20 protein-coding genes are annotated in these 25,355 nt (G+C 67.5%); 6 read left to right on the forward strand and 14 right to left on the reverse strand.

What is annotated here, in order from left to right; all coding sequences use genetic code 11:
• Positions 1 to 85: 85 nt before the first annotated feature.
• Together ACWEWT_RS00250 and ACWEWT_RS00255 are read left to right on the forward strand one after the other, a co-directional pair.
• Complete coding sequence (locus tag ACWEWT_RS00250; protein WP_452554592.1) at positions 86 to 850, forward strand: ABC transporter permease; 765 nt, start codon at positions 86 to 88, stop codon at positions 848 to 850.
• A gap of 182 nt (positions 851 to 1,032) precedes the next feature.
• Positions 1,033 to 1,410 (forward strand): hypothetical protein, encoded by a 378-nt coding sequence (locus ACWEWT_RS00255; protein ID WP_452554594.1) that lies wholly within the window; start codon positions 1,033 to 1,035, stop codon positions 1,408 to 1,410.
• Position 1,411: 1 nt separating this feature from the next.
• On the opposite strand, the gene ACWEWT_RS00260 is transcribed toward ACWEWT_RS00255, so the two are convergent.
• Positions 1,412 to 2,482 carry an immunity 49 family protein gene (locus ACWEWT_RS00260; protein WP_452554596.1) on the reverse strand — a complete coding sequence of 357 codons (1,071 nt, stop codon included), beginning with the start codon at positions 2,480 to 2,482 and terminating at the stop codon, positions 1,412 to 1,414.
• A 633-nt stretch (positions 2,483 to 3,115) separates the two neighbouring features.
• Here ACWEWT_RS00260 and ACWEWT_RS00265 point away from each other — a divergent pair.
• The 3 genes from ACWEWT_RS00265 to ACWEWT_RS00275 all read left to right on the forward strand — a co-directional run bounded on the left by ACWEWT_RS00265 (position 3,116) and on the right by ACWEWT_RS00275 (position 7,240).
• Positions 3,116 to 5,467 (forward strand): arylsulfatase, encoded by a 2,352-nt coding sequence (locus tag ACWEWT_RS00265; RefSeq protein WP_452554598.1) that lies wholly within the window; start codon positions 3,116 to 3,118, stop codon positions 5,465 to 5,467.
• A gap of 47 nt (positions 5,468 to 5,514) precedes the next feature.
• Positions 5,515 to 6,402 (forward strand): formylglycine-generating enzyme family protein, encoded by an 888-nt coding sequence (locus tag ACWEWT_RS00270; protein WP_452557607.1) that lies wholly within the window; start codon positions 5,515 to 5,517, stop codon positions 6,400 to 6,402.
• Between the two features lie 298 nt (positions 6,403 to 6,700).
• Positions 6,701 to 7,240 (forward strand): pyridoxamine 5'-phosphate oxidase family protein, encoded by a 540-nt coding sequence (locus ACWEWT_RS00275; RefSeq protein ID WP_452554600.1) that lies wholly within the window; start codon positions 6,701 to 6,703, stop codon positions 7,238 to 7,240.
• A 73-nt stretch (positions 7,241 to 7,313) separates the two neighbouring features.
• Here the strand turns inward: ACWEWT_RS00275 and ACWEWT_RS00280 are convergent, their stop codons facing one another.
• Positions 7,314 to 7,763 (reverse strand): DUF4158 domain-containing protein, encoded by a 450-nt coding sequence (locus ACWEWT_RS00280; protein WP_452554602.1) that lies wholly within the window; start codon positions 7,761 to 7,763, stop codon positions 7,314 to 7,316.
• A gap of 343 nt (positions 7,764 to 8,106) precedes the next feature.
• On the opposite strand from ACWEWT_RS00280, the gene ACWEWT_RS00285 reads away from it, so the two are divergent.
• Complete coding sequence (locus ACWEWT_RS00285) at positions 8,107 to 8,505, forward strand: PPOX class F420-dependent oxidoreductase (RefSeq protein ID WP_452554604.1); 399 nt, start codon at positions 8,107 to 8,109, stop codon at positions 8,503 to 8,505.
• Between the two features lie 145 nt (positions 8,506 to 8,650).
• Here ACWEWT_RS00285 and ACWEWT_RS00290 read toward each other — a convergent pair whose 3' ends face one another.
• The 12 genes from ACWEWT_RS00290 to ACWEWT_RS00345 form a co-directional block, all read right to left on the reverse strand.
• Positions 8,651 to 9,931 carry an MFS transporter gene (locus tag ACWEWT_RS00290; RefSeq protein ID WP_452554605.1) on the reverse strand — a complete coding sequence of 427 codons (1,281 nt, stop codon included), beginning with the start codon at positions 9,929 to 9,931 and terminating at the stop codon, positions 8,651 to 8,653.
• The gene (locus ACWEWT_RS00295; RefSeq protein WP_452554607.1) at positions 9,928 to 11,163 is read right to left on the reverse strand and encodes an FxsB family cyclophane-forming radical SAM/SPASM peptide maturase; all 1,236 of its coding nucleotides are present in this window, start codon (positions 11,161 to 11,163) and stop codon (positions 9,928 to 9,930) included. The genes ACWEWT_RS00290 and ACWEWT_RS00295 overlap by 4 nt, the downstream gene beginning before the upstream one ends.
• 75 nt (positions 11,164 to 11,238) lie before the next feature.
• Positions 11,239 to 11,439, reverse strand: a complete 201-nt coding sequence (locus tag ACWEWT_RS00300) for a hypothetical protein (RefSeq protein WP_452554609.1) — start codon at positions 11,437 to 11,439, stop codon at positions 11,239 to 11,241.
• A 140-nt stretch (positions 11,440 to 11,579) separates the two neighbouring features.
• Positions 11,580 to 14,399: an AAA family ATPase gene (locus ACWEWT_RS00305; RefSeq protein WP_452554611.1), complete on the reverse strand. Its 2,820-nt coding sequence runs from the start codon at positions 14,397 to 14,399 to the stop codon at positions 11,580 to 11,582.
• 102 nt (positions 14,400 to 14,501) lie between these two features.
• Positions 14,502 to 15,395 carry an alpha/beta hydrolase gene (locus tag ACWEWT_RS00310; protein WP_452554613.1) on the reverse strand — a complete coding sequence of 298 codons (894 nt, stop codon included), beginning with the start codon at positions 15,393 to 15,395 and terminating at the stop codon, positions 14,502 to 14,504.
• A 76-nt stretch (positions 15,396 to 15,471) separates the two neighbouring features.
• Positions 15,472 to 16,077, reverse strand: coding sequence for a TetR/AcrR family transcriptional regulator (locus ACWEWT_RS00315; RefSeq protein ID WP_452554615.1), 606 nt, complete (start codon positions 16,075 to 16,077; stop codon positions 15,472 to 15,474).
• Positions 16,078 to 16,675: 598 nt separating this feature from the next.
• Entirely contained in the window at positions 16,676 to 17,452 is a 777-nt protein-coding gene (locus ACWEWT_RS00320) for an enoyl-CoA hydratase/isomerase family protein (protein WP_452554617.1), read from the reverse strand.
• Positions 17,452 to 18,687: a CaiB/BaiF CoA transferase family protein gene (locus tag ACWEWT_RS00325; RefSeq protein WP_452554619.1), complete on the reverse strand. Its 1,236-nt coding sequence runs from the start codon at positions 18,685 to 18,687 to the stop codon at positions 17,452 to 17,454. Before ACWEWT_RS00325 ends, ACWEWT_RS00320 begins: the two co-directional genes overlap by 1 nt.
• Positions 18,684 to 20,852, reverse strand: coding sequence for a hydantoinase B/oxoprolinase family protein (locus ACWEWT_RS00330; RefSeq protein ID WP_452554621.1), 2,169 nt, complete (start codon positions 20,850 to 20,852; stop codon positions 18,684 to 18,686). Before ACWEWT_RS00330 ends, ACWEWT_RS00325 begins: the two co-directional genes overlap by 4 nt.
• Before the next feature lie 26 nt (positions 20,853 to 20,878).
• Positions 20,879 to 22,933 (reverse strand): hydantoinase/oxoprolinase family protein, encoded by a 2,055-nt coding sequence (locus tag ACWEWT_RS00335; protein ID WP_452554623.1) that lies wholly within the window; start codon positions 22,931 to 22,933, stop codon positions 20,879 to 20,881.
• Between the two features lie 86 nt (positions 22,934 to 23,019).
• On the reverse strand, positions 23,020 to 24,024 hold the full coding sequence (locus ACWEWT_RS00340; protein ID WP_452554625.1) for a hydroxymethylglutaryl-CoA lyase: 1,005 nt from the start codon (positions 24,022 to 24,024) through the stop codon (positions 23,020 to 23,022).
• Positions 24,021 to 25,295 (reverse strand): hydroxymethylglutaryl-CoA reductase, degradative, encoded by a 1,275-nt coding sequence (locus ACWEWT_RS00345; protein WP_452554627.1) that lies wholly within the window; start codon positions 25,293 to 25,295, stop codon positions 24,021 to 24,023. The genes ACWEWT_RS00340 and ACWEWT_RS00345 overlap by 4 nt, the downstream gene beginning before the upstream one ends.
• Between the last annotated feature and the right edge of the window lie 60 nt (positions 25,296 to 25,355).

A 25,355-nucleotide genomic window follows, 5' to 3' on the forward strand; every position in this document is an offset into this window, starting at 1 on the left:
TCGACGGTCGTCGAATTGTTGATCCTGGATTGCGCGGTGAGTCCGTGTCCGAAACATTCTGTATCGAGCGTGGCGGGCGGGTGGCGTGGTGAATGCCGTAGCCACCCCGGGGGTCGGGTTCGCCTTGCTGTGTGTAGTGCTGGTCGCCGCCGCGGCGGCGGTGTACCGGTGGGCGCGGCTGGGGTCAGCGGTGATCGTGCCGGCGGCGGCGCTGCGTGCGGTGCTTCAGTTGTCGGCCGTCGCGCTGGTTCTGGCGGCAGCGTTTCTGCACGTGTGGAGCTGGATCGGGGTGCTGCTGGTCATGTATGTGGCCGCGGTCTTCACGGCCGCCGGCCGGGCTCGGGCCGGGTGGTCGGGAGCGTGGTTGTCGGTGGCTGTGGGGTCAGGGGTCGCCGCCGTCCTTCCCGCGATGATCGTCAGCGGCGTCGTTCCGCTCGCGGGAGTGGCGATTGTGCCGATCGGTGGCATCGTCCTCGGCGGGACCATGACCGCCACTTCGCTGGCCGCGCGTCGCTCGCTGGACGGCCTGATCGACCGTGCGGGCGAGGTCGAAGCGGCTCTCGGTTTGGGATTCACTCCGCGCGACGCACGCCTCGAGATCATCCGATCCGCTGCCGCCGACGCGCTGCTGCCCGGCGTCGATCAGGCGCGCACCGCCGGACTGGTCACCCTTCCGGGAGCCTTTGTCGGTGTCCTCGTTGCCAGTGGTTCCGCGGTTCAGGCCGCGGCGGTTCAGGTCGTGGTGCTGCTCGGCCTGCTACTCGCGCAATCGTGCGCGGTGGCCGCCACGATGGAACTCGTAGCGCGTGGCCGGGTGCGCCGGGCCCGAGGTGCGACCGAATCGCGCTGAAGGCCGCCCGGGCGTACCGCCGGTGCTCTTCGCGGTCGTCCTGCGGGGCATACGGCGTGTCGCAGCGGGGATCTGGGTGGATTATGCTGCGGCCGAACATCTCCGAGTTATAGATTGTGCGCATGATTGCCGGCAGCGTGTTCCGAAGTCTTGTTGTCGTGGTCTTGTCCACGGTAGCCGCCATGGTAGTTTCCGGCTCGGCCGGTGCCGCCGTCATTCCACCGAGCGCCGCGACCCTCACAGTCTCGGGTCCGACCGTGACCGCGTCGTTGAGCCGGATCAGCACCGATCTCGCCGGCGGTACTGTGCAGTGCACACTGCTGATCGACGGCGATCCGCAACAGAATTCGTTGTCCGCGCGGGAACTCGCGCCGGCCGACTTCACGCTGCGTCGCGATGTGTCCACCGGCGACCATCTCGCCGTCACCTACTGCGCGGACTTTCCGGCCGGCTCCGATACTCCGAGTTCGTACCCGACCCTGGCGTGCGCCAAGGTGAACGTACCCGCGGCAACGGTGGAGGCACTGCCCAATGACCGCTGCTACCTGCCCGCCGAGTAGATCACCCGGCCGGATCGACCCGACCGGGCCCGGGCCGATCCGGCAGCAGCTCCCAGTTTCCGGCGATACCGAGGCGCATCGGATACAGGGGCAGACCGTCTTCGTCGTGTGATGTCTTGGGAACGATCACATGGTCCTCGGCGAAGGGGAGTGTCCATGCGCGATCGACGAGGGCGGGCGGCAGATAGTCCGATGTGACGGTGAGTTCGATACCTTGATCGACGGCGTAGCAGGCGAGCGCGAGCAGGGGCCAGGCGATGAATCCCGTCATATCGAGCCGGCGCGATTCCGCTCCCCGGTAAGTGCGGTGGCGATCGAGGGCTACGGCGAGCGCCCGATTGAATTCTGCTGCCGTACCGGGGGTAGCGTGCCGCAGCGCTTCGATCGCCGGTGACGCGATGAGGACGGCGTAGTCCTCGCCACTGGCATCGGCGGCGGTCCGCGCTGCGCGCAGTGTGTCGTGGCCGGCCGGGTCGTGGTGGTGGAGCTGTTGCCATGCCAGCCCCCACAGGCTCGTGTAGTCGTCATCGGCCACCGAGAGCGGGTAGGCGTGATCCTGCTCGATCCCGAGCAGGAAGTTCAACAGCCTGGGGTGGCGGGTGACGGTGGCGAGCCACAGGGATTCGAGAAAATCGGGCGCAGGCGGAGGCGGCTGTATGCCACCGGTGGCGGGAACGGGGTGCGCGGTGCCTTCGATTGTCGCGAATACGAACCGGTTGTCGGCCTGACGGGACGACTGCAGTCGCGCGACGAGTGCGTTGGCGGCGTCCTCGGTGTGCTCGCGAATACCCGCCGAATCGTCGCCGAAATCCGCGAGGCTGAAATACCCTGCCAGCGAGAGGAACCCGGTCGCAGCTCGCCGGAGACCGGTGAGCGGATCGTCCGGGAGATCTTCGACGGTCGAAACTCCTTTCGGGTCGGCGTATTCGGCCACGCCGGCGCGGACCGCCCCCTGCGCGGCAGTGGCTCGTTCGTGCAAGAGCGTGGTGATGTCGTCCGACACATCGGGGGCCGGGTGAAGGTCGTGCCGCTGGATATGTTCGTACGCCGTGGTATGGATCTCGGATGTCACCGGACCAGGTTCGCACGCCGGTCCGACACTGCGGCGCTCCGGTGGAATCGGCCGATGATCGGAGAGCCGGGCACGGTGTGAGCACGGTCCCGAAGACCGGCGCCGGGGTACTTGCTACTGCGTTGCGTGCCGGCGGTTGTCTCCCCGCGCGTACGTGGTGGGGTGATCGACCAGATGGGTGATGACCCTCGATGGTCTTCCAGTACTGCACCCCACGCAGCGAGGCCGCGCGTCGAGCCCGAACACGATGGTACGAGCGTGCTCGACTCCCGGCCGGCCGGGCTGCCCTCACCGCTCTGTAAACCGCCCTCGGCTCCGACTGCTGCTGCTGATCGACGCGGCGAGGACGGTCCGGATACCTCTGGGGCAGATCCGGCACTTGAATCGTGCCCGGTCGGTGCGCTTTCATGGTAGGGAAGGTGTTGATCAGCGAATACCCGGATATCGAATTCGGGAGGAGGCGCGGTGACGCGCCTCGAGCAAGCCTGACTCTCAGTGGTGTCGCCGGAGCTGGGAGTGCCCGTGCAGGTGTCGAGGCCCCGCGATCGCCTTATGCGCGGGGCGCGCGGTGAAGAAGTGGGCCCGGCCTGTCATAGACGGCGAACCGACAGCACTCCGTTTCGGAGGTTGATCATGACCAGCAGGTTCGACGGGCGTATCTCGCTCGATATTCGTGATTCGGTCGCCGATTGGGCGCCCTTCGTCGAGCCCGAGGCGCCACCGGACGCGCCGAACGTGCTGTATCTCGTGTGGGACGATATCGGAATCGGCACCTGGGACTGCTACGGCGGCCTGGTCGAGATGCCGACTATGAAACGTATCGCCGACCGCGGCGTCCAGTTCACGCAGTTCCACACCACCGCGCTGTGTTCACCCAGCCGCGCCTCGTTGCTGACCGGGCGGAACGCCACCTCGGTCGGGATGGCGACCATCGAGGAATTCACCGACGGGTTCCCGAGTATGTGCGGCCGGATACCGGACGACACCGCGTTGTGCTCGGAGGTGCTCGCCGAGCGCGGGTGGAACACCTATGCGGTCGGGAAATGGCATATGACCCCGCTCGAGGAGGGAAACCTCGCGGCGGCGAAGCGGCATTGGCCGCTGGGGCGCGGGTTCGAGCGGTTCTACGGTTTCCTGGGTGGTGAAGCCGATCAGTGGTATCCGAATCTGGTCTACGACAATCACCCGGTCGCGCCGCCCTACGCCCCGGAGGACGGCTATCACCTGTCCAGGGATCTGGCCGACCGAGCGATCGAATTCATTCGTGAATCGAAGGTGATCGCGCCCGCTAAACCGTGGTTCACCTATCTGTGCCCGGGCGCCGGTCACGCGCCGCATCATGTGGCCCGGGAATGGGCCGACAGATACAGCGGACGATTCGATATGGGCTACGAAAAGTATCGCGAAATCGTGCTGGAGAACCAGAAACGTATGAACCTGGTCCCGGAGAACACCGAGCTGTCGCCCATGAACCCGTATTCGACCGCGACGAGTGCCGACGGCAAACCGTGGCCCGCACAGGACACGGTGCGGGAATGGGATTCGCTGTCGGCGGAGGAGAAGCGGCTGTTCGCCCGGCAGGCGGAAGTGTTCGCGGGATACCTGTCCTACACCGATGCACAGATCGGACGGCTCCTCGATTATCTGGAGGAGAGCGGTCAGTTGGACAATACGATCATCGTCGCGCTCTCGGACAACGGCGCCAGCGGCGAGGGCGGCCCGAACGGGTCGGTCAACGAGATGAAATTCTTCAACGGCTATATCGATACGATCGAGGACAGTCTCGCCGCGCTCGACGAGCTGGGTTCGCCGACCACCTACAACCATTACAGCATCGGGTGGGCCATGGCCTTCAATACTCCGTACAAGCTGTACAAACGGTACGCCTCGCACGAGGGCGGTATCGCCGACTCCTGCCTCGTGTCGTGGCCGGCCGGGATAGCGGCCCGCGGCGAATTGCGTCACCAGTACATCAATGTCTGCGATATCACCCCCACCGTCTACGAGCTACTGGGCATCACGCCTCCGGATACGGTGAAGCATGTGGAGCAGCGGCCGCTGGAAGGGGTCGGTTTCCGGGAGGTGCTCGATAACGCGGACGCCGATGCCGGCAAGCACACCCAGTTCTATTCGATGCTCGGTACGCGCGGCATCTGGCACCGCGGGTGGTTCGCCGACGCGGTACACGCGGCCTGCCCCTCCGGTTGGGGACATTTCGATACCGACCGCTGGGAGTTGTTCCATATCGAGGAGGACCGCAGCCAGATCCACGATCTGGCCGAGGCCCAGCCGGAGAAGCTGGAGGAGATGAAGGCGCTGTGGTTCGCGGAGGCGCGGAAGTACGGCGGAATGCCACTCAACGATCTCGACATCGTCGCCGCGATGATGCGTGACCGGCCGTCGTTCGCCAAGAGCCGGGACCGAGCTGTCTATTACCCCGGCCTCGCGGAGGTCGGGCCGGGCGCGGCTCTCGAGATCCGCGGCCGGTCGTTCGCGCTGCTCGCGGAGACGACCGTCACGACCGACGACGTGCAAGGGGTGCTGTTCGCGCACGGCGGGCGGCTCGGTGGGCATACCTTGTTCGTCCAGGACGGTCGCCTGCAGTACGTCTACAACTTCCTCGGAGAGGAGCAACAGACGATTGTCTCCGATTGCCCGGTACCACTCGGTGACCATATCTTCGGGATCCGATACGAACGGCGTGGAAACCGGCCCGATAATTTCACGCCGACCGGTGCGGCCACGCTCTATATCGACGAGAGCCCGGTGGGTTCCCTCGACGATATGCGGATCCAGCCCACCGTGTTCTCCGGTGTGGGAGAGGGAGTTCGCGTGGGCCGGGACAGCGGGCAATCGGTGACCGGTCGGTACCGGTCGCCGTTCCCGTTCATCGGTGGAACTGTGCACCAGGTCATCGAGGATGTGACGGGAAAGCCGTACCAGGACCTGGAAATGGCTGCGGCCGCGGCATTCTCGCGCGATTGAGGCGGCCGCCTGTGGCCACCGGAACAGAGGTCGCGCCGCGCCGTGGGATGGTTCGGATTCCCGGCGGGGATTTCACGATGGGATCGAACGATTTCTTTCCCGAGGAACAGCCGGTGCGCCGGGTCCGTGTGGATTCCTTCTGGATCGACGCGCATCCGGTGACCAACGCCGCGTTCCGTCGCTTCGTGAAGCAGACCGGATATGTCACCGTCGCCGAACGGACTCCGGCGGCCGCGGATTATCCGGACGCGGATCCGCAGCGCCTGACCCCCGGTGGGCTGGTGTTCCGGCCCACCCGGGGACCGGTGCCGCTCGACGATTGGCGCCGGTGGTGGCGATATGTCCCGGGGGCGTGCTGGCGCCACCCCCGCGGGCCCGGCAGCACCCTGGACGGGCGCGACCGTCACCCGGTCACGCAGATCGCCTACGACGACGCCGCGGCATACGCGGTGTGGGCCGGTAAGCGGCTACCGACGGAGGCCGAATGGGAGTACGCGGCGCGCGGTGGTCTGGACTCGGCCACCTACACCTGGGGTGACGAGTTCGAGCCCACCGGCCGGCGCATGGCCAATGTGTGGGTCGGTGCCTTCCCCTGGCAATTCCACCCCGGCCGGGGGCAGGTGGGTACCCCCGGCACCACGGCGGTGGGCACCTACTCACCCAACGGCTACGGTCTGTTCGATACGACCGGCAATGTGTGGGAGTGGACCGCCGACACTTTCCGTTCACACCGCCCGGCCGCGACCTGCTGCTCCCCGGGCGCGCTCATCGAGGAGCCGGAATCTGATACAGCGCAGCAGTTTCCGAGCCTGGTGGTCAAAGGCGGCTCGTATCTGTGCGCCGCCAACTATTGTCTACGCTACCGGCCCGCTGCCCGGCAGGGCCAGACGGTGGACACGGCCACCTGCCACCTCGGCTTCCGCTGTGTCGCCTGATACCGCGGTTCGGGAATCCGGCGGCGTTCGGTTGCCGGTGATCTGCTGCGCGGTGTCGGCTGGGCAGGTACGTGGATTCTGGCGTCGATTCCAGGTGAATTCGAGCGTCACAGGGGTGCTCCGAGGGTGTTCGATGCAGACGAGAAGTAGCGTCACTCGGGTACCCCGTCTCATCGACCGCCTCACCTTCGCCGGGAACATCCTCGCGACGGCTGGCACCCGCTACCGACTTGCCAACGCCCGGTCGGCGCCTGCGCGCTGAGGCGGCACTGTCGGTGGTACTGATTACCCTGATCGGATGTTCGAAACTCCCGACGAACTCCACGGCCTCCAAGTCCTGCTCGACACATCTTTGGCAGACTCCAGCAGCCATCTCAAGTCGATCATCCGGCCAGGTGAAAGCACCTTGGACGCTGAGCAGCTCGTCCGAGTCTGCCAAGGCATGTGCACCCTGGCGATCGCCACGGTCACCCGGCGCGGTGAGCCTCGCATCAGCGGCGCCGACGGGCATCTCCTGCACGGCCGCTGGATCGTCGGCACCCACCGTCAGGCCGCTAAAGCCCGTCATCTCGCGGCGCGGCCCGGCATCAGCGCGACCTTCATGCGCGGCGAGCAGCTCGGCATCTTCACGCACGGACACGCCATCCCGCTGAACCCCGAGGGGACGAGCAGCGACCCGACCTGGCCGAGAATCCGTGACTACCTCGTCGACCACTACGACGGCGACAGCGAGGACCCGTTCTGGGACGAGAACGTCTGGTACCGCATCGACCCCACCTGGATGGTCGCCTACAGCACCGACCCCGTCGGGCTGCTCGACCGACAACCGTCAGTCTGAAGATCGTTCGACGGGGTCCACAACCGCTGTTCGGCCGCCTCCCGACCCGCGGCGACCGGTTTCTCCAGCGTCGTCACACCTGGCAGCCGCACCCGCCGGGCCCGGCACCACGCCACCGCGCCCTCGAAGATCGCTTTCGGGCCATCCCGGTGATCCACGCCTGATCGGCGATCCGCGCCGCCAACTCTGCCGCGGACTCCGGGAACGGCACCAGCCCGTATTCGGCTGCGATCTCGGCCCGATGCTCGGACCGTGTCGAACGCCGCACCATGAACTCACCCAGGCACGACGGGTCCCCGATCTCCAACTGCTCGGCGAGATATGCCACCAGCCCCGTCGGCATATCGATCGGATCGGACAGGAGCACTACCAGGTAGCGGACCGTCACCGCCTGCACCGCGAACCCGAGCCGGTTGTCATCCCGGCGCCGCGCCGCGACCAACCGCCGATCCTCATCATCCAGATAGCAGAACCGCTCCGACTCCACCCGGGACGACACACCGAAACGCCGATACCCGGGCACACCCGCATCGATCACGCCGACTCGGAATCGCCAGCTCGACAACACATTCAGCCCGTCCGCTCAGCGTGACTCTTCTCCTGGACGAGCCCTCAACCCCTGATTCGCGCCCGGTCGCGCGGTGGCGATCCGAATTCTAGCGTTGCTAGACAAGGTCGCGAGGGGATGTTACCGTTGCTCCAGTTTCTAGCGACGCTAGATATTCGGGCACGAAGCAGGTGATCAGCGCACAAGTAGGAACACAGACTCAGCGCGGCGACGGTGCGCGGTCGCGTTCCCTCACCGACGACTTCCGGCCGACGGCCGGGCCATACCTGATATCGAAAATCACCGAGGAGTAAACGATATGTCCTTCACCAGCAACGAACAGCGGTTCCTCGCGGAGGCCGGGATCGGCCGGCTGGCCACGGTGTCGCCCGACGGCATCGTGCAGAACAACCCGACCAGCTATCGGGTGAACGCCGACGGCACGATCGATATCGGTGGTATGCGGATGCGTACCAGCCGGAAGTATCGCAACGTGGAGGCGGGCAGCCGGGTGGCGTTCGTCATCGACCAGCAGGTTTCCCTGGAGCCGTACGTGATTCGCGGTATCGAGGTGCGCGGTACGGCCGAAGCGCTCGATGACGAGGAGCCGCCGTTCCAGCCGCAGGAACGCGCGGTCGTCCGGATTCGTCCCGACCGGATCATCTCCTGGGGTATCGACGGCGGATCCTTCGACTTCACCAGTCGCGGAGTCGAGTGATGCGGAGCGGGTGATCATCGCCGGACCACGACGATCACTGCCGGAAAGTTGTCCGGATCAGTTGGGCGTCGGGCGGATCTCGGCTCGGGCAGGCGCGGGGGTGACCGATTCGGTGCGTGGGGTACACCCGAACCTCGGCCGGCGGTCACCTCGGCGGGAGCGGGTTCGCGGCCGGGGCCCGGTCGCCGAGCGTCGGCTGATCGGTCCCGACGACGGGTACCGGCGGCGCGTCAGGAGACCGGCCTGTCCAACAGCCGACCACTGCGAGACCGGACATGGTGGCGACCAGTACCCATCCGGTGGTCGTCGTGCCCAGCGCGCTGAGCAGGTAGCCGGCGGTGATCGCGCCGAGGGCTACCGCGCCGTCGGTCACCATCGAGACCGTGCCGACCGCACGGCCCAGCACCTCCTCGGGAATTCGTTCCACCCGGAACAGGGTCAGCGCGACGTTCACCACGGCGCCGACCGCGCCGACACCGAACCAAGCCGTGCCGACCACCAAGGGCTGGGAGAACAGGGCGATGGGAACAAGCAGCGCGGTCCAGCACCACAGGGCCGCGCGATACAGCTGCTGTGCGCCGAACCGGGTGGCAAGCGTTGCCGCGACAGCGGATCCGATGATTCCGCCCACGCCGGCGGCACCCAGGACGACGCCGACCGTCCAGATCGGCCGGTCGGATCGTTCGATATCCACGATGATCAGCAGAATGACGACCTGGATGACCATATTCGACAGTCCGCTGATCACCGTCGAGCTACGTAGAAACGGTTCAGCGACAACCAGTTTCACCCCGGACCGCAGGGTCGGGGGCGTGGCTTCCGTCGATGTGCCGGTGGTCCGGCGTGCCGGGTCGATCCGGATCGACAACAGGGTGCACAGGCAGATCAGATAGGTGACCGCGTCGGCGACGAACGGTATCCACCGGGCGATGCCGTAGACCGTCGCGCCGGCGGCGCGGCCGATGATCAGCGCGATCGGTTGTTCGGCCTCGAACAGCGAGAAGGCCGCCGGCCGTTGCGCGGTGTCCACGACATCCCGGATCACGGCCAGTTCGCTGATTCCGAAGAATACGAACGCGGTGCCCTCGACGAAGGCGGCGATCATGAGCAGCGGACCCGGCTGTGGCGGGTCGAGTGCGAGGATCAGACAGGCCGCACCGGCCGCGCCGAGTCCGGCCAGCTGGCAGACGATCATGATCGTCCGTCGATCCCATCGGTCGGCGGCGATACCGGCCGGGATCTGGAAGATCAGGGCCGGTAGCGAGACAGCGAATCCGACCCACCCGGCGAGCGCCGCCGAACCGGTGAGCGTCAACGCGAGCAACGGGTAGGCGATACGGACTCCGTGGAACCCGATCAGCGATATCGCGTTACCGGACCACAGCAGTAGGAAGTTCCGGTTCCCGAGGATGCCGGAACCACTCATCGGCCCGTCGCGGCTTGTAGATCGGCCCGTACCCGGGATTCGATATGCCGGATCAGTTTCTCGAGATCGGCGCAGTACACCGAGGGGTTCCGGAACCCGCTTCCGGCCCGGTAGCGGTGCGCGTAATGTCCTGCGCCGCATACCCGATGGACCGGGCAGCTGCGGCAGCTCGCACCGAGCGCCTCGACGCCGATCTGCCGGGCGATCACGGCGGGTTCACCGGTCGCCCGGTCGAGGGCGTTGCCGCCGGTTCCGCCTTCGATCCGGGCAGCGCCCGCGAACGCCGACTTCAGCGCATCGACTTGTTCCAGGCTGCCGTCGGTTTCGACCACCGCGAGCTGGATCGGCGCCAGTCCCACCGATTCCGACGCTCCGGTTCCGCCCAGCAGTAGTTCGATGATCTCGTCGAAGAGCCGGATGCGGGTCTCCGCGACGGGAGCGCCGTACCAGCGGTCGAAGATCGTGATGAGCCAATCGGCGTACGGTGTGACGGTCCGGTCGGCAGTCCGCGCCGGTGGCGGGGTGGTCCAGTTGCCGTGCGGTAGCAGCAGGTCGAGAGCCGGGGGGCCGAAACCGAGCAGCGCCTCGTAGGTGTCGAGTGGATCGTTGTCGATATCGATGGTGCAGAGCAGCCCCGAGTACAGGTGCCGATAGGCCGGGCTGGTCAGTAGCCGCAGTCCCGCGCTGACATCGACGTAGCTTCCGGCACCCCGCCGGTATTTCCGGTGCCGGTCGTGTCCGCGCTCGTCGCCGTCGACGCTCACGCCGATCTCCACATTGTGGCGGGCGCAGATATCGAGGAATTCGGTATCGATCAGGACACCGTTGGTCTGCATGCCGAGCCGGACCCGGGTGGTCGGTTCGAGGATCTCGCGGGCGCGACGCGCGAAGTGTTCCAGCGCCGCGTGTCCGACCAACAGCGGCTCCCCGCCGTGGAATACGAGACCCACTGTGGGGAGCGCGAATCGCGCGGCATGGTCACGGATCATCCGGCAGGCGTAGTCGAAGATCGGTTCCGCCATGGTCTTGGGCTGGTTCTGCCAGCTCTGGTCCGACATTTCGTAGACGTAGCAGTAGTCGCAGGCCAGGTTGCAGCGGCTGTGGATCTTCACGACGAACTGAGTGAACGGAAGAGCCTGCCGGTGGGCCTCGCGCAGTTCTCGCGCGTTCCGCTCGCCCGACGGCCATTCCTCCGCTGCCGACTGTTGTGTGGATTCCGAACTCGATGTCATAGGGAGGTCACTACCGTTCCCGGATCCCGGTGCCCCGGCGCGCCGGACAAGCGCCGGGACAGGTTGCGAGCAGGGTCAGACGCCCGGCTGAATGAAGGAATTGAAGTTGCCCTTGTTCTCGATGAAGGAATTGAAGTTGCCTCGTTTGCGCCCCTCCGAGGCGACCAGATGCGCCCGCAGAGTGGCCGGTACGGAGGCTGATTCGGCCCGGCGCGCGGCGAGCTCGGCGAGGCCGGCTCCGGCTGTGCTGCCTCCAGGTAAGGTGTGGATGCGCATGATGCACCTTTCTGTTGGTACGGCCGGGCAGGCCGCTGCCGGGCCACACAACGTGCGACCCGGGCGCGACGACACGGTTGTCGATCGGCATTGCCCGTGAATCGGATGGGGCCCCGGGCGACGGGATTTTTCTTCGGTGATCACCCGTCTGTGGTGGCCTCCGTCGGTAACGCTACGGCCGTGTCCGGGACAGCGGTATCCGTCTTTCGCCCGGTCGTCGGGCCGGGCGCATCGGACAGTCGACCGGCGGGCCCCCGGACATCCGACGGATCGTCGAGGTCGAGCGCGGCCCGGGACAATGCCCGTCTGTTGCTCACGCCCAGCTTGGGGAAAGCGCGGTACAGATGGTACGAAACCGTTTTGGGGCTGATCCGCAACCGGGCACCGATTTCCCGATTGGTCGCCCCGGCCGCCGCCAGGCGCACGACTTCCAGCTCTTGCGGAGTCAGCTGTGCGGTGCCGGCGGCCGGCGCCGAATCCGTTCCTTCACCCGCGGCGCGTAGTTCCGCGCGTGTTCTCTCGGCCCACGGTACGGCCCCCAGACGTTCGAAAGTATGCTTCGCCGCTTGCAATATCGTGCGTGCTTTCAGCGTGGAGCGTTCCCGGCGCAGCCATTCGCCGTAGAGCAGTCCGGTGCGGGCGTGGTCGAACCAGCGGTGTGCGCCGGCCTGCAGGGTCAGCGCACGGACGAAAGACGCCTCGTCCTGGTCGAGTAGCCCGCGGCAACGCAGCAGTTGCCCTTCGATCCAGGCCGCGGGGTTCGCGGAATACCACTGCTCCAACAGTGACATCGGTTCTTCGGCCAGCGCCGGATCGCACCGGGCGGCCGCTTCGATATGATCGCTGATCAGGGGAATCCAGCAGCCGATAGCACGGTCTCGATGCACGGCCGCCGCCGCGAAGTGGGCCGTCGCGGCTTCGTGGTGTCCGAAACCCAGGTCGAGGAGGCCCAGTGCCCACTGGGCGTGCACCGAGCGGGTCGTATCGAAGCGGGAAGCCGCGCCGGGCAGATTCTCCTCGGCCAGCTTCCGGCAGCGCTCCCGTTCCCCGCGCACCGCGGCGAGGACTGCCTGGGCGGCGCGGGCGCGGGCGGCGCGGTCGGGTTGATCGATCTCGCGGGCGGTCCGCACACTGTCCGCGAGTACGGACTCGGCGCGCCGGAAGTGGCCGAGCAGTATTTCGGCAGTGCCCAGGGCGCAGCCGATCTCGGGGAGACGTCCCACCATCCCGTGTTCGCGGCACAGGGTGTCCAGGTCCATGAGATCGCCACGGGCGTAATCGATGTCACCGGCGGTGAGCGCCTGTACGGCGAGTAGGAACCGGATCGTGTGGTCCTGCTGGAACCGATCTCGGCCGACGCGGAGGGCGCTGCGCACTGCGCGAACTGTCCGAGCACGGTCCGCGGAATTCTCCTCGACCGCGATCTGCCCGTCCAGCACCGCCAGATATCCGTCACGTTCGGCGCCGACGTCCGCAGTGGCGACCGCGGCTCGGGCGCTGAGCGTCCGGGACGGGTCCGGGTCCGGCCACACCGCGGCCGCTGCGTAGGCGTGCATCCGTGCCGCCGTGTTCGGTGCCACCGGAGTCAGATGCGCTGCCGCGGCGGTGAACGCGTCATAGGCGCCCCGCGGATCACCCTGTGTCGACAGGAGGCGGCCGCGCGCCGCGGACAGTCGGGCGAGATCCGTGGGGGCGGCCGCATACGAGGCGATTTCATCGGCCAGAGCGAGCGCACGATGCGCCTGTCCGGCCTCGATATTCGCCTCCAGGGCGACCAGGAGCCGGCGGTGCCGCTCCGCCGGGTCGGGGGACAGGCGGCCCGCGCGCTCGGCCGCGACGGCAGTGCGCCGGAAGTCGGCAGTGTGCTGGGGGCACCTCGCTATCGTTTCCAGGGCGGCTGCCGCGGTTTCGTCGGGCGCGGTAGCGGCGGCTGCCAGGTGCCAGGCCCGTAGCTCCGGATCCTCGATATTCGCCGCTATCGTGGCGTGGACGAACAGCCGCTTGCTGTAGGGGGCTGTTCGGTAGGCGGCCGCTCGTTCGAGTGGATGCCGGAAAGCGATCGAATACCCCGAGATACCCACCACACCGATGCGTTCGGCGGGATCCAGCGCCGCCGCGGCCGACCCGAATTCGGCGAGGACGCGCAGGACGACGATCAGGTTTCCGCTGCAATCGGCCGCCGCCACCAGTAGTGCTAGCCGAGTGTCCTCGGGCAGCGCGACGATATCGCGTTCGTACGCGCGTTGGAGACGGTCGGTGAGCGTCAACGGCCCCAGCGTCGGGAGATCACTGTTCGCGCTGGGCAGTTCGAGTAGTGCCAGCGGATTCCCGGCCGCGGTGTCGAGGACTCGTTCGCGGGTGTCGGCCGGTAGATGCGGGAACCGCTCGGTCAGCAGCGCTCTCGAGTCGTCCCGGTCCAGCGGCCGCAACTCCAGCTCGGGCATGCCGTAGACGCGGTGGCGTCCGCACGCTGTCATCAGGACGGCTACCCGATGTGTGGTGAGCCGGCGCAGCGCGAACGACAGCGCATCGATCGAGGGCTGATCCCACCACTGGGCGTCGTCGATCAGACACAGCATCGGGCGTTCGGCAGCGAGCTCCGCGCAGAGTGCGAGCAGCTCGAGACCTACCCGGTGGCTGTGGTCGTCCGGGTGTACCGATTCGGCGCCGGTGGCCGGAGCGGGGTTCTCGCGGACCGGTTCGGGTACTTTCCTACCGGCGTCCGGTATCGGCGCCAGCAACTGGTGCAGACCCGCGTAGCGCAAGGTGGCTTCCGGCTCGGTTCCGCAGCAGCGCAGCACGATCCAGCTCTGATCCACCAGGTTCGCCGCGCTGTCCAGCAGTGCGGTCTTGCCCTGGCCGGAGTCGCCGGTGATCAGCAGGGCGCCGCCCCGGCCGGTCCGGCCGGCTTCGACGAGCGTGATGATCCGTTCGATTACCTCATCTCGACCGTGCAGCACGCGGCCAGCGGGTCCTTCCCTTGCGAGAGGTCGCCGGCTCCTCCACGGTGATCGGTCGACGCGAGCGGCTGCCTCGATTCGACCGCCGTGGGTGCCGGTCCGTCACTGTCCGGCGAGTTTCGTCAGTAAGAAGTCGCGGGCGGCCGACGATGCCTGGTCGAATCGGTCACCGTAGACGGCGAAATGACCGCCGGGTACCAGCTCGAGCTGTTTGGGCTCCAGCGCGTCGGCATAGCTCCGCAGGGCGATATCGCTGGGTGTGAGGGTGTCTCCCGCAGCGATGACCATCAGGAGCGGGGTGGGGGAGACGCGGCGCAGGAAAGCTTCCGGTGCGTAACTCTGGAACTTGTCCACGCTGGACAGAGTGACCTCGTTGCGCCAGGTCGGTATCTGCGGGCCGTTGGCCATCAGCCATTCGTAGACCTCGGTACCCGGCATGGCGACCAGTTCGGTGGGGTCGTCGGAGGCCGCCTTGATCGTCTGGTGCGGTTCGCCCGCGGCGCGGGCCAGCCGATCCGCGGCGATGGCCTGGTGCACGGCCGGCAGCATGATCGACGGTACGAGGCGCCCGAAGGTCGCCCAGCCGTCGGTCAGCGGGACCTGGGAGACCACGGCCCGGACGCGGCGGTCGGTGGCCGCGACGACCAGGACGTGGGCACCGGCGTAACTGGTGCCCCAGATACCGATCCGATCGCCGTCGATTCCGTCGAGTGTCTGCGCGTAGGTGACCGCGTCGCGATAACCCTCGATCTGTGCGGCGGGGTCGACCTCGAAGCGCGGTTCGCCGTCGGAGGTGCCGAATCCGGGATGGTCGTAGACCAGGCAGGCGAGTCCGGCCGCGCGGAAGACCTCGGCGAACGGTGCGACCCACTCCTTCACGCCGGCGAACCCGTGGGTCATCACCACCAGCGGCACGGAGCCGGTGCGGCCTTCCGGTCGATACAGCCAGCCGCGCAGGGCGACTCCACCACTGAGGAATTCCACATCGTCCCGCATGGACCACGCCTTTCATTACATTTCGCGTTGTAATGATAATTGACGAGCGGGCAATATAAGGTCAAGCATCGAGTTCTCAGTGCCGGGGACGACTCACGGCGTCGAGCGCGGACTGCACCGTGTATCGCACGAACTCTTCGTCGATCGGTCCGAGGCCGGGTACCAGCGCGCGCATGAGCATCGGTCCGGTGATGAGGTCACACACCCATTCGGGGTCGACTCCGGAAGCGATCTCGCCACGGGCCGCCGCGCGTTCCAGGATCGTCGCTGTCGAGCGCCGGCGCGGTCGCAGGAACTGCTCTTCGAACCGGTGCGCGATCTCCGGGGTACGGCCGAGCTCCTCCAGCAGACCGGGCACTGCCCGGCGCAGCACCGGGTCGTTGAACAGTTCACACTGATGTTGCTGGATCGCGAGCAACTCCGCCTCGATCCCGCCCAGATCCTCGGCGCCGGGCTGTAATCCGTACCGATCGATCAGTACCGCGACGACGAGGTCGGCACGGCAGCTGTACCGCCGGTACAGCGCGGGCCGGCTCGTCCCCGCCGCGTCGGCGACGGCCTGAAAGGTCAGTGCGCCGTATCCCCGTTCGGCGATCAGGTGCGCGGCGGCTTCGAGCAGCGCGGTGTCCACTCGGCTGTCGCGCGGACGGCCGGTGCGGGACCCGGCGGAGATATCCGGCATGCGCTCACCGTACCGAGCCCGATCAGCGATACCGCGGCAACAGCCGCGAACGGCGGCGCCCGCGCGTTGGTCTGCCTGGATTCCCTGTACGAGCCGGTGGTGGCCGGGGTACGCGACGCACCGCACTACGAGTCGGACGACCTGCCCGAGAACGCGAGCGGCAAGCTGCTGCGCCGGGAGTTGCGGAGTGCCTGACGGCGGGGTCCGCCGATAGCCGCGCGGCGCCGCGGTTGTCGCAACGAACAGCCCGGGTGCCGGAGCGACGGTGACCGGCGGATATCGAGCCGGGGAGGAACAGGACGGCCGGATTTCGAATGAGGGGAGATCCGGCCGCCCTTCCCACGTCCTGGCTGCTGAGACAGCGCCGGGGAGCCGGGTTCGGTGATCCGGACGGGACCGTGGGCACCGGAGCGGTCGCGCCGCGTCCGGCTGGTCTTCGGAATTCGACTCTGCCCCTGCGACTATGGTCTCGAGGGACTTTCGCGGCCGAACTGTTTCGACCACTCGACCATCGTGGCGATGGCCGAGCGGCCGAGCGAGCTGGTGCCGATGCGGTGCGCCGATATCGATGCACCGCTCGTGCCCGTGGTCCGCACAGTCAGCGGTGACCGCGACTCGGGAACGCGGGGGTTTCCCGGGCCGCGAACGCCCGCAGGCCTTCGTGGCCGTCGGGCGCGGCGAACGCCTTCTGGCCGTACAGGGCTTCGGCGTGGAACGCGGCATCGAGGGGCATATCCGCCAGCTGCTGAACCGATTGTTTGATGACCGCCAGCGCGTTACCGGACAGTGCGGCCAGCCCCTCGGCCCATTCCAGGGCCAGTTCCACCACCTGCTCCGGCGGGACCACCCGGTTGATCAACCCGAATTCGAGGGCGGTACCGGCATCGATCTGTTCGGCGCGTAGCAGCAGTTCCATCGCGCGGGCGTAGGAGATCTGCCGGGTGAGCCGGGCCAGTGTTCCGCCGGCGGGTACCACGCCGACGCGGGGTTCGGGCAGTCCGAAGCGGGCGTCGGCGGCGGCGATCCGCAGATCCGTCGAGAGCATGATCTCGAAGCCGCCACCGAGCGCGAGGCCGTTGATCGCGCAGATCACGGGTTTGAACAGCCGGGTGTGCTTCTGGTGCGCGCCGTCCCAGCGGGAGATATCGAAACGTCCCTCGGCCAGGGCGGGAATCGATTCGGTGAGATCGGCGCCGACGCAGAAGGCCCGGCCGGCGCCGGTGAGTACGACGGCGGCGATCGCGTCGTCGTCGCGGGCGGTATCGAAGGCCGCCGCGAGTTCGTCGTACATGGACAAGGTCAGGGCGTTGAGCTTGCCGGGCCGGTCGAGGGTGATGAGTGCCGTGGTTCCCTGTTTCTCGTAGCGAACCGTCATCAGATGGCACCTTTTTCGCGGAGCCCGGCGATCTCGTCGCCGGAGTACCCGGCGAGCGTCCGTAGCACGATATCGGTGTGCTGGCCGACCTCGTTCGCCCGGCGCCCCGGGTCCGCGGGGGTTTCGCTGAGCTTGATGGGCTGACCGAACATGCCCAGGGTGCCGAGGTCGCCGTAGTCGGCGTGCACCACCATCTCGCGGGCCTTCGTCTGTTCGGCCTCCACGACCTCACCGATATCCTTGACCGCGGTCATCGGTATCCGGTCGCCGGCCATCTCCTCGAGCTGCTCCCTGGTGTACCCGGCGAACCATTTGTGCAGCAGCGGCCGGACCTTCTTCTCGTAGATATCGTTGTCGAAGCGCTGCTCCATGGTGGCGAGATCGGGGTCGGTCGCGGCGTCGGGGTCGTTGAAGATCCCGCAGGTGATCCGCCAGAACTTGTCGGTGTACCCGCCGAAGAACACATGTCCGTCCTTACAGGGGAACAGTTCGTAGGGACGGACGAACGGATGCTGGTTGCCCAACCGGCCCGCGACCTTCCCGGTCACGGTGTAGTCGATCACGGCCGATTCGGTCATCGCGACCACGGAATCGGTCTGGGCGACGTCGACGAGTTGCCCGCGGCCGGTGCTCTCGGCATGCCGGAGCGCGGCGAGGGTGCCGATGACGCCGAACAGGGTCGCGGACAGATCGCCGATGATCGTGCCGACCCGTACCGCGGGCTGGTCGGGGTAGCCGTTCATCGACCACAGGCCGCCGGAGGCCTGTGCGGTGTTGTCGTAGGCGGGGCGGCGGCTGAGCGGTCCGGTCTGCCCGTATCCCGAGATCGCGGTGTACACCAGCCGGGGATTGACCGCGCGCAAGGTTTCGTATCCCACGCCGAGCTTGTCCATGGTTCCGGGACGGAAGTTCTCCACCAGGATATCGGCTTCGGCGACGAGATCGCGGAGCACCCGTTTGCCGTCGTCGGTGGCGAGGTCGATGGTGATCCCCAGTTTGCCGCGATTGTATTGACCGTAGAAGGCGCTGAATTTGTTGTCCCCGTGCTCCAGATACGGCGGGAAATCCCTGGTGTAGTCGGGGTCGCGGGGGTTCTCCACCTTGATCACGGTCGCTCCGAGATCGGCGAGGATCTGCGAACAGTAGGGTCCGGCGACCACCCGGGAGATATCGAGGACGACGACGCCCCGCAGCGCGCCGGCCCCGGCGCCCGTCAACTCGTGCAAGGTGGTCATTTCGCGTTCTCCTTCGTGCTCACCGTGGTCGCGACACCGTCGACGCGGACCCGGGCATCGAGCTGCGTTCCGCAGTGCGGGCAGTAGTACTGGTCCAGATACACGCTGCCGTCCTCGGTGCGCGGGCGGATCCGGACGCCCAGCCGGGCCAGGGTATCGGAGGCGATATCGGTGACCGTGCGGCAGCGCTCGGCCCATCCGGACCCGTCGCCGAGATCGCCCGCGCAGGCCGGGCACCGCCAGTTGCCGTCGTTTCCGCGCGCCGGCGACAGGAACACCGCGGAATCGGAGCCGGCCTGCCGGGTCGGCTCGGCCTGCAACCGGGCCGCGCGCCGGCGCGCGCGCAGCTCGCCGGTGGCGGCGGTATCGACCGCGCCGTCCGCGGTGAGCGCCACCCCGTAGACCGCGGTGGCGGCTTCGGCGGTGATGTAGGCGTCGCGGACATCCCGGGCGACAGTGTCGGCGGACCGCAGCAGCGGATCACCGTAACCACCACCGCCGGCACACCACTGGACGAACACATCGCCGGCATCGACGGTCAGGCCGGTGTGGTTGATATCGAGCAGCTGGCGGTGGCCGGCTTCGAGCTGCTGTTCGCTCGGCGGGATCCCCTCGCCGAGCAGGGTGCCGATATTGCTGTCGCGCCAGATCTCGTGGCCGCTGCCGCCGCCGGGCAGCCCACCGCCGAATCCCTCCGCGGGCACCTGGGCGGTGGGTGCGAAAACGGTCTGGACGACCGATTGCGCCCCGTGCAGTGTCCAGGCGAACTCCACGCCGAGACCGCCCCGGGTGCGCCCGTGACCGGCGCTGGACAGCGACAGCCGTTTCCACAGGTACAACACCGGATAGAGCATTTCGTTCATCTCCACATCCGGCAGCATGTTGTTGACCTGGGTCATCATTCCGGCGCAGTCCAGACCGTCGTTATCGGGCTGGGCGCCGGCGCCGACCGCGCCACCGTCCATGTTGAACAGCACGGTGTAATCACCCTTGTCGGTGACCCCGGCCGAGATCCCGCCGGTCCACGAATCCGCCCACAGACCCTGGGTGCGGGTGCGGAGCTGCTCGTCGTCACTGGTGCGGCACAGTTCGTTGAGCAGTTTGGTGACCACCCGGCTGACGCGTGCGCCGGTGGTGAGATGTCCGTTGCTGATCGGGGCCGGTGGTACCGGATCGACGATACTGCCGCGGCGGGTGCGGACCCCGAAGGCGGTGACCACACCCTCGTTGAACGGAACATCCCAGGCCAGGATGGGGACCAGCGCGCTGGCGACGCTGCCGAGCAGGGCACCGTAGGAACAGTTCACGAATCCGGCGGTCTGGTCGCTGGACTCGGAGAAATCGAAGGTGATGTCGTCGCCGGCCTTGGTGAGCGTGCAGTGCACGCGATAGAGGCCGTTCTCGTGACCGTTGTGTTCGGTCCATTCCTCGGCATCCCGGATCCCGTCGGGCAGCAGCCGCACCCGGTCCCGGACCACCTGTTCGGCGAGGCGGAAACTGAGTTCGGAGTAGCTGCGGAAATTGTCGAGACCGAACTCCTCGACCGCTTCCAGCAGGCGGGCCGCGCCGGTGTTGTTGCTGGCGACGAGGCTGCGCACATCGTTCCAGTACAGCACCGGCTGCCGCACATTGTTCAGCAGCAGCCGTTTGGTCGATTCCACCGGTTTGCCCTGCTCGAAGACCTTGACCCCCGGTGGGATACGCACAGCCTCGCTGTAGCAGTCCAGGGCGGCCGGGGCGAACCCGCCCGGTGTCATCCCGCCGACATCGACGAGATGGGCCTGGGATTGGGCCCAGGCGATGAGTTCACCGGCGAAGAACACCGGCGAGATGACGGTGGTGTCCGGCGGATGGCTCGACCCGGAGGTGTGCGGGTCGTTGCAGATGAAGGCGTCGCCGGGCCGCACCTGCTCGCCCGCGAGCGTTTCGATCAGATTGCGGACGGCGACCCCGCCGGAGCCGATATGGAACTGGACGTAGTCGGAGTAGCTGTAGATCCGTCCGTCCGGGGTGAACAGCGCGGTGTTGAAATCACCGGCTTCGGTGATCACGGGGGAGCCGCTCGAGCGGATCATCGCGATGCCCATCTCCTCGACGATGGCGTCGAGGCGCATCCGGATGACCTCGAGGGTGACCGGATCATGGCTGGCGTCGGTGGCGGTCATGGTGTGTCTCCTGTCGGCAGGTCGGGTCAGTGCGAGGCGAGCTCGATGAGCAGGTGATCGGCACCGACCCGGAGTGTGGCGCCGCGCGGAACGAAGATGGTGGTATCGGGTTCCTCCAGCACACAGGGGCCCGGAACGGGTTCGGCGGCATGGAAGATATTGCGGTGCACATCGACCTCCAGCCGTTCGGCGGTGGTCGGATCGATGATTTCGCGCCGCGTCGTCGTCACAGTCGCGGCCTCGTCACCCGACCGGGTCACCTCCTGCACCTCACTGATCCCGATCGCCCGGACCCGGGCGTTGATGAGCAGGATCTCGGCCTCGGTCCAGGCGGTGCCGAGCCCGAACTCCGCTTCGTAGTCCTCGATGAAACGCCGGCGCAGTGCGTCCTTGTCGGCCTCGGTGAACGCGGTATCGGGCAGCCGGGTGGTGACCTCGAAGATCTGACCGGCGAACTTCATATCGGCTTCGCGGATCAGTTCGCGCCGGTCGGCGGGGACGGCCTCGGCGTCGAACCAGTCGGTGGCTCGCTGCTGTAACCGGCCGAAGGTCTGTTCCAGTTCGGCCGCGGGGGAACCGAAGTCCCACGGGCTGGTCTGGACGATGGAGTAGATGCTGTCGGCGTGCATCAGTCCGTAGGCGGAGAACACAGCGGCATTACGCGGGATCACCACGTTCCGCACGCCGGCGTGCTCGGCGATGGCGGCCGCGAAGAGCCCGCAGGCGCCACCGAAGGCGACCAGCGCGAATTCGCGCGGGTCGTGCCCGCGGTTCACGGTGATCTTGCGCAGCGCATTGGCCATCTGCGCCACGGTGAGCCGATAGATGCCCTGGGCGGCGCGATCGGTGGTCAGGCCGAGCGGTTCACCGACCGTGCGCGTGATCGCCGCGGCGGCCCCCGCGGGGTCGAGTTCGACCGTGCCACCCAGGTAGTAGTCGGGGTTGAGCAGGCCCATGGTCAGCGTCGCGTCGGTGACGGTGGGCCGGTCCCCGCCGCGTCCGTAGCACACCGGCCCGGGTACCGAACCCGCGCTGTGTGGTCCCACCCGCAGCACTCCGCGCTCGTCCACCCAGGCGATCGAACCGCCACCGGCACCGATCGATTCGATATCGACCGCGGTCAGGCTGGTCGGCCATTCGCCCACCAGCGCCCGCGGGGATACCCGGAACTCCCCGTCCACGATCGCAGCCGCGTCGAGACTGGTGCCGCCCATATCGGCGGTCAGCACCTTGTTCCAGCCCAGGCTGTTGCCCACCAGGCGGGCGCCGGTGACACCGCCGACCGGACCCGAGTTGAACATGGCGATCGGTGCCTTGGCGGTCTCTTCCACGGAGAGGAATCCACCGTGGACCTGCATGATCTGCACCGGGCAGCGCAGGCCGCGGTCCCGCAGATCGGCGGCGAGATGACCGAAGTGGCTGCTCACGATCGGTTTGACCGCGGCATCCAGGGCGGTGGTCACCATCCGTTCGTACTCGCGGTACACCGGAGTCAGGGTCGACGAGGTCGAGTACGGCAGATCCGGATAGTGCTTATCGAGGAAATCGGCGACGGCCTGTTCGTGCACGGGGTTGCGGAAGCTCCACAGCAGGCATACCGCGATCGCTTCGGCGCCGGCGGCGAGCAGCTCCTCGACGGTCGCGCGGATATCGTCCTCTTTGATCGGGACCAGGACGGTGCCGTTCGCGTCGATCCGTTCGGGGATCTCCCGGATGGCGCTGCGCGGCAGGATATCGGCGCGGGGCAGCAGATCGTGCGGGTCGCGGGCATTACCGCGGGCCGAGCGGCTGATCCGCAGGCAGTCGCGGAACCCCGCGGTCGTGAGCAGCCCGATCGGCGCGAATTTACGTTCGTCGACGGCATTGGTGACGATCGTGTTCCCGAGCACGAAGCGATTGATACTCGGGAAGAATTCCGCTGCGTCGAGCGCGAGCCTGGTCCGCAGCACCTCGAGGGCCGCATTGATACCGGTGGTCACGTCCTTGGTCGAAAACGCTTTTCCACGCACCGCGCGGCCATCTGCGATCGCCACGGCATCGGTGAACGTTCCGCCGACGTCGATGCCGATATGAATGGACATGAGAACTCCCTTGTTTTCGATGGCCGTGATCTGGGTCTCAACTTATGGGCGGCTGTGCGCGACGGCTATGGGGCGATAACACCCTCCTATCGCGCTTCGGTGTGCTCTTCCTCCACGTCGCCGGGCGACTGCTGTGCCGCGAGTGCCGCGACGGTCGCCGAAGCCGGCGGATGACCGGTATGCCCGGCCATCCAGAGCGAGGTGGCGGCGAGCGCCTCGAGATCGATACCGGTATCGATGCCCAGACCCCGGAGCATCCACAGCAGATCCTCGGTCGCCAGATTGCCGGTGGCTCCCGCGGCGTACGGGCAGCGCCCGAGTCCGCCCGCCGAGCTGTCGAATTCCGTGATCCCGTAGCGCAGGGCGGCGTACACATTGGCCAGCGCCTGTCCGTAGGTGTCGTGGAAGTGCATCGCCAGCCGGTCGGCGCTCACGCCGGTGTCGAGTACGGCGTCGAGCAGGCCGATCACGTGTCCCGGAGTCGCGACGCCGATCGTGTCGCCCAGCGAGAGCGTCTCGCAGCCGATATCCAGCAGTCGCCGGGCGACCGTCGCGACCTCCGAGACCGCGACCCGCCCCGCCCACGGGTCGCCGAAACACATCGAGATATACGCGCGTACCGGCATCCCGGCCGTCGTCGCGGCGGCGACCACCGGGGCAGCGGCGGCGACGGCTCCCTCCACTGTCGTGTTGAGATTGCGCTGCGCGAAAGTTTCGGTGGCCGAGACGAATACCGCGACCTCCTTCGCTCCGGCGCCGACGGCACGTTCGAAGCCACGCAGGTTCGGGGTCAGCACCACCGACCGGATGCCACGACCGTCGAGGGTGCCCGCCGTGGCCAGCACCTCCATCAGTTCGGCCGCATCGGCGAGCTGCGGTACCCATTTCGGCGAGACGAAGCTGGTGACCTCGAGTGCGTGGACCCCGGCCCCGATCAACCGTCGGCAGAACTCCGCCTTCACCTCGACCGGAATCCGCGCCGCCTCCGCCTGTAGCCCATCGCGTGGGCCGACTTCGTACACCCGGACCCGGGCCGGAAGTCCGGGGCGCGGATGCGGATCGGGCAGCGCACGGGCCGGCGCGGCGGTCACCGTGCTGCCCGGAGTTCGGCGAGCACCCGCTGCGCGTGGTCCACCCGGATGGCGCGGTCGGCGATGAGTCGTTCGACCACCGAATCGAGTTCGGCCGAGTCCGCCCCGGCGGTGACTGCGACCGTCCGGGCGTGCAGACTCATATGACCGCGTTGGATCCCCTCGGCCGCCAGTGCCCGGCAGGCACCGAGGTTCTGTGCCAGGCCGACGGCCACGATGATCTCGGCCAGTTCGATGGCGGTGTCGACGCCCAGAATCCGCACCGCCGCGCGGGCGACCGGATGCGCCTTGGTGGCGCCGCCGACGAGGCCCACCGCCATCGGAGTCTCCAAGGTGCCCGCCAGATGCCCGTCGGCGGTGCGTTCGAAATGCGAGAGCGCCGTGTACCGGCCGTCCGGCCCGACCGCATGCGAATGGCAGCCGGCCTCCACCGCCCGGGTGTCGTTACCCGTGGCGAGTACCGCCGCGGTGATGCCGTTCATGATCCCTTTGTTGTGGGTGGCGGCCCGGTACGGGTCGGCTTCGGCGAACGCGGAGGCGTGCACGATGTTGTCGACGATCTCCGCGCCGCCCAGTAGATCCCGGTCGAAGACGGCACGGGCGCGCACCAGCCGCCGATCCGCCTTGTTCGTCAGGATGCGCAGCAGCGGGCGCCCGCCGGCGATCTCGGCCAGGCGCGGGGCGACGGCCTCGGCCATCGTATTGACCGCGTTGGCGCCCATCGCGTCCCGGACATCGACCACCAGATGGGTGATCACGTGCGTACCGGTGCGGGTCGGCAGAATGCGGGCCTCCAGCGCGCGGACTCCACCGCCGAATTCCACGAGCATCGGGTCGAGCGCGTCGGCGGCGGCGATGATCTCGTCGGCGGCTTCGAGGATTCGCAGCCGGGCGCCCTCGGGATCGGTCACCTCGACGAGCTGGATCTGGGCCTGCATCACCGGACCGGTGTGGGAGGTGTGGAACCCGCCGTGCGCCCGGGCCATCCGCGCGGCATTGCTCGCCGCCGCGATCACCGACGGCTCTTCGGTGGCCATCGGCACCAGCCGGTCGGTCCCGTTCACGGTGAAATTGGTGGCGATACCCACCGGGACACCGAGCGTGCCGATCACGTTCTCCACCAGGTGACCGGCCGCCTCGACACCGAGTCCGGCCGCGGGGTCGAAAACCGACAGATCGTCGACGGACACCCCGGTGCGTTCGGCGACGAGGTGACGTCGCTCGGTGACGCTCGCGTCCTTGAACCCCGAGATCCGGCTGTTGGTGCTCACGTGTCCTCCACAACGAGTTCGGTGAGGTTGCCGCCGGAGCAGCTCCTCGAGTGACGTGTC

Source organism: Nocardia sp. NPDC003963, from assembly GCF_053605105.1.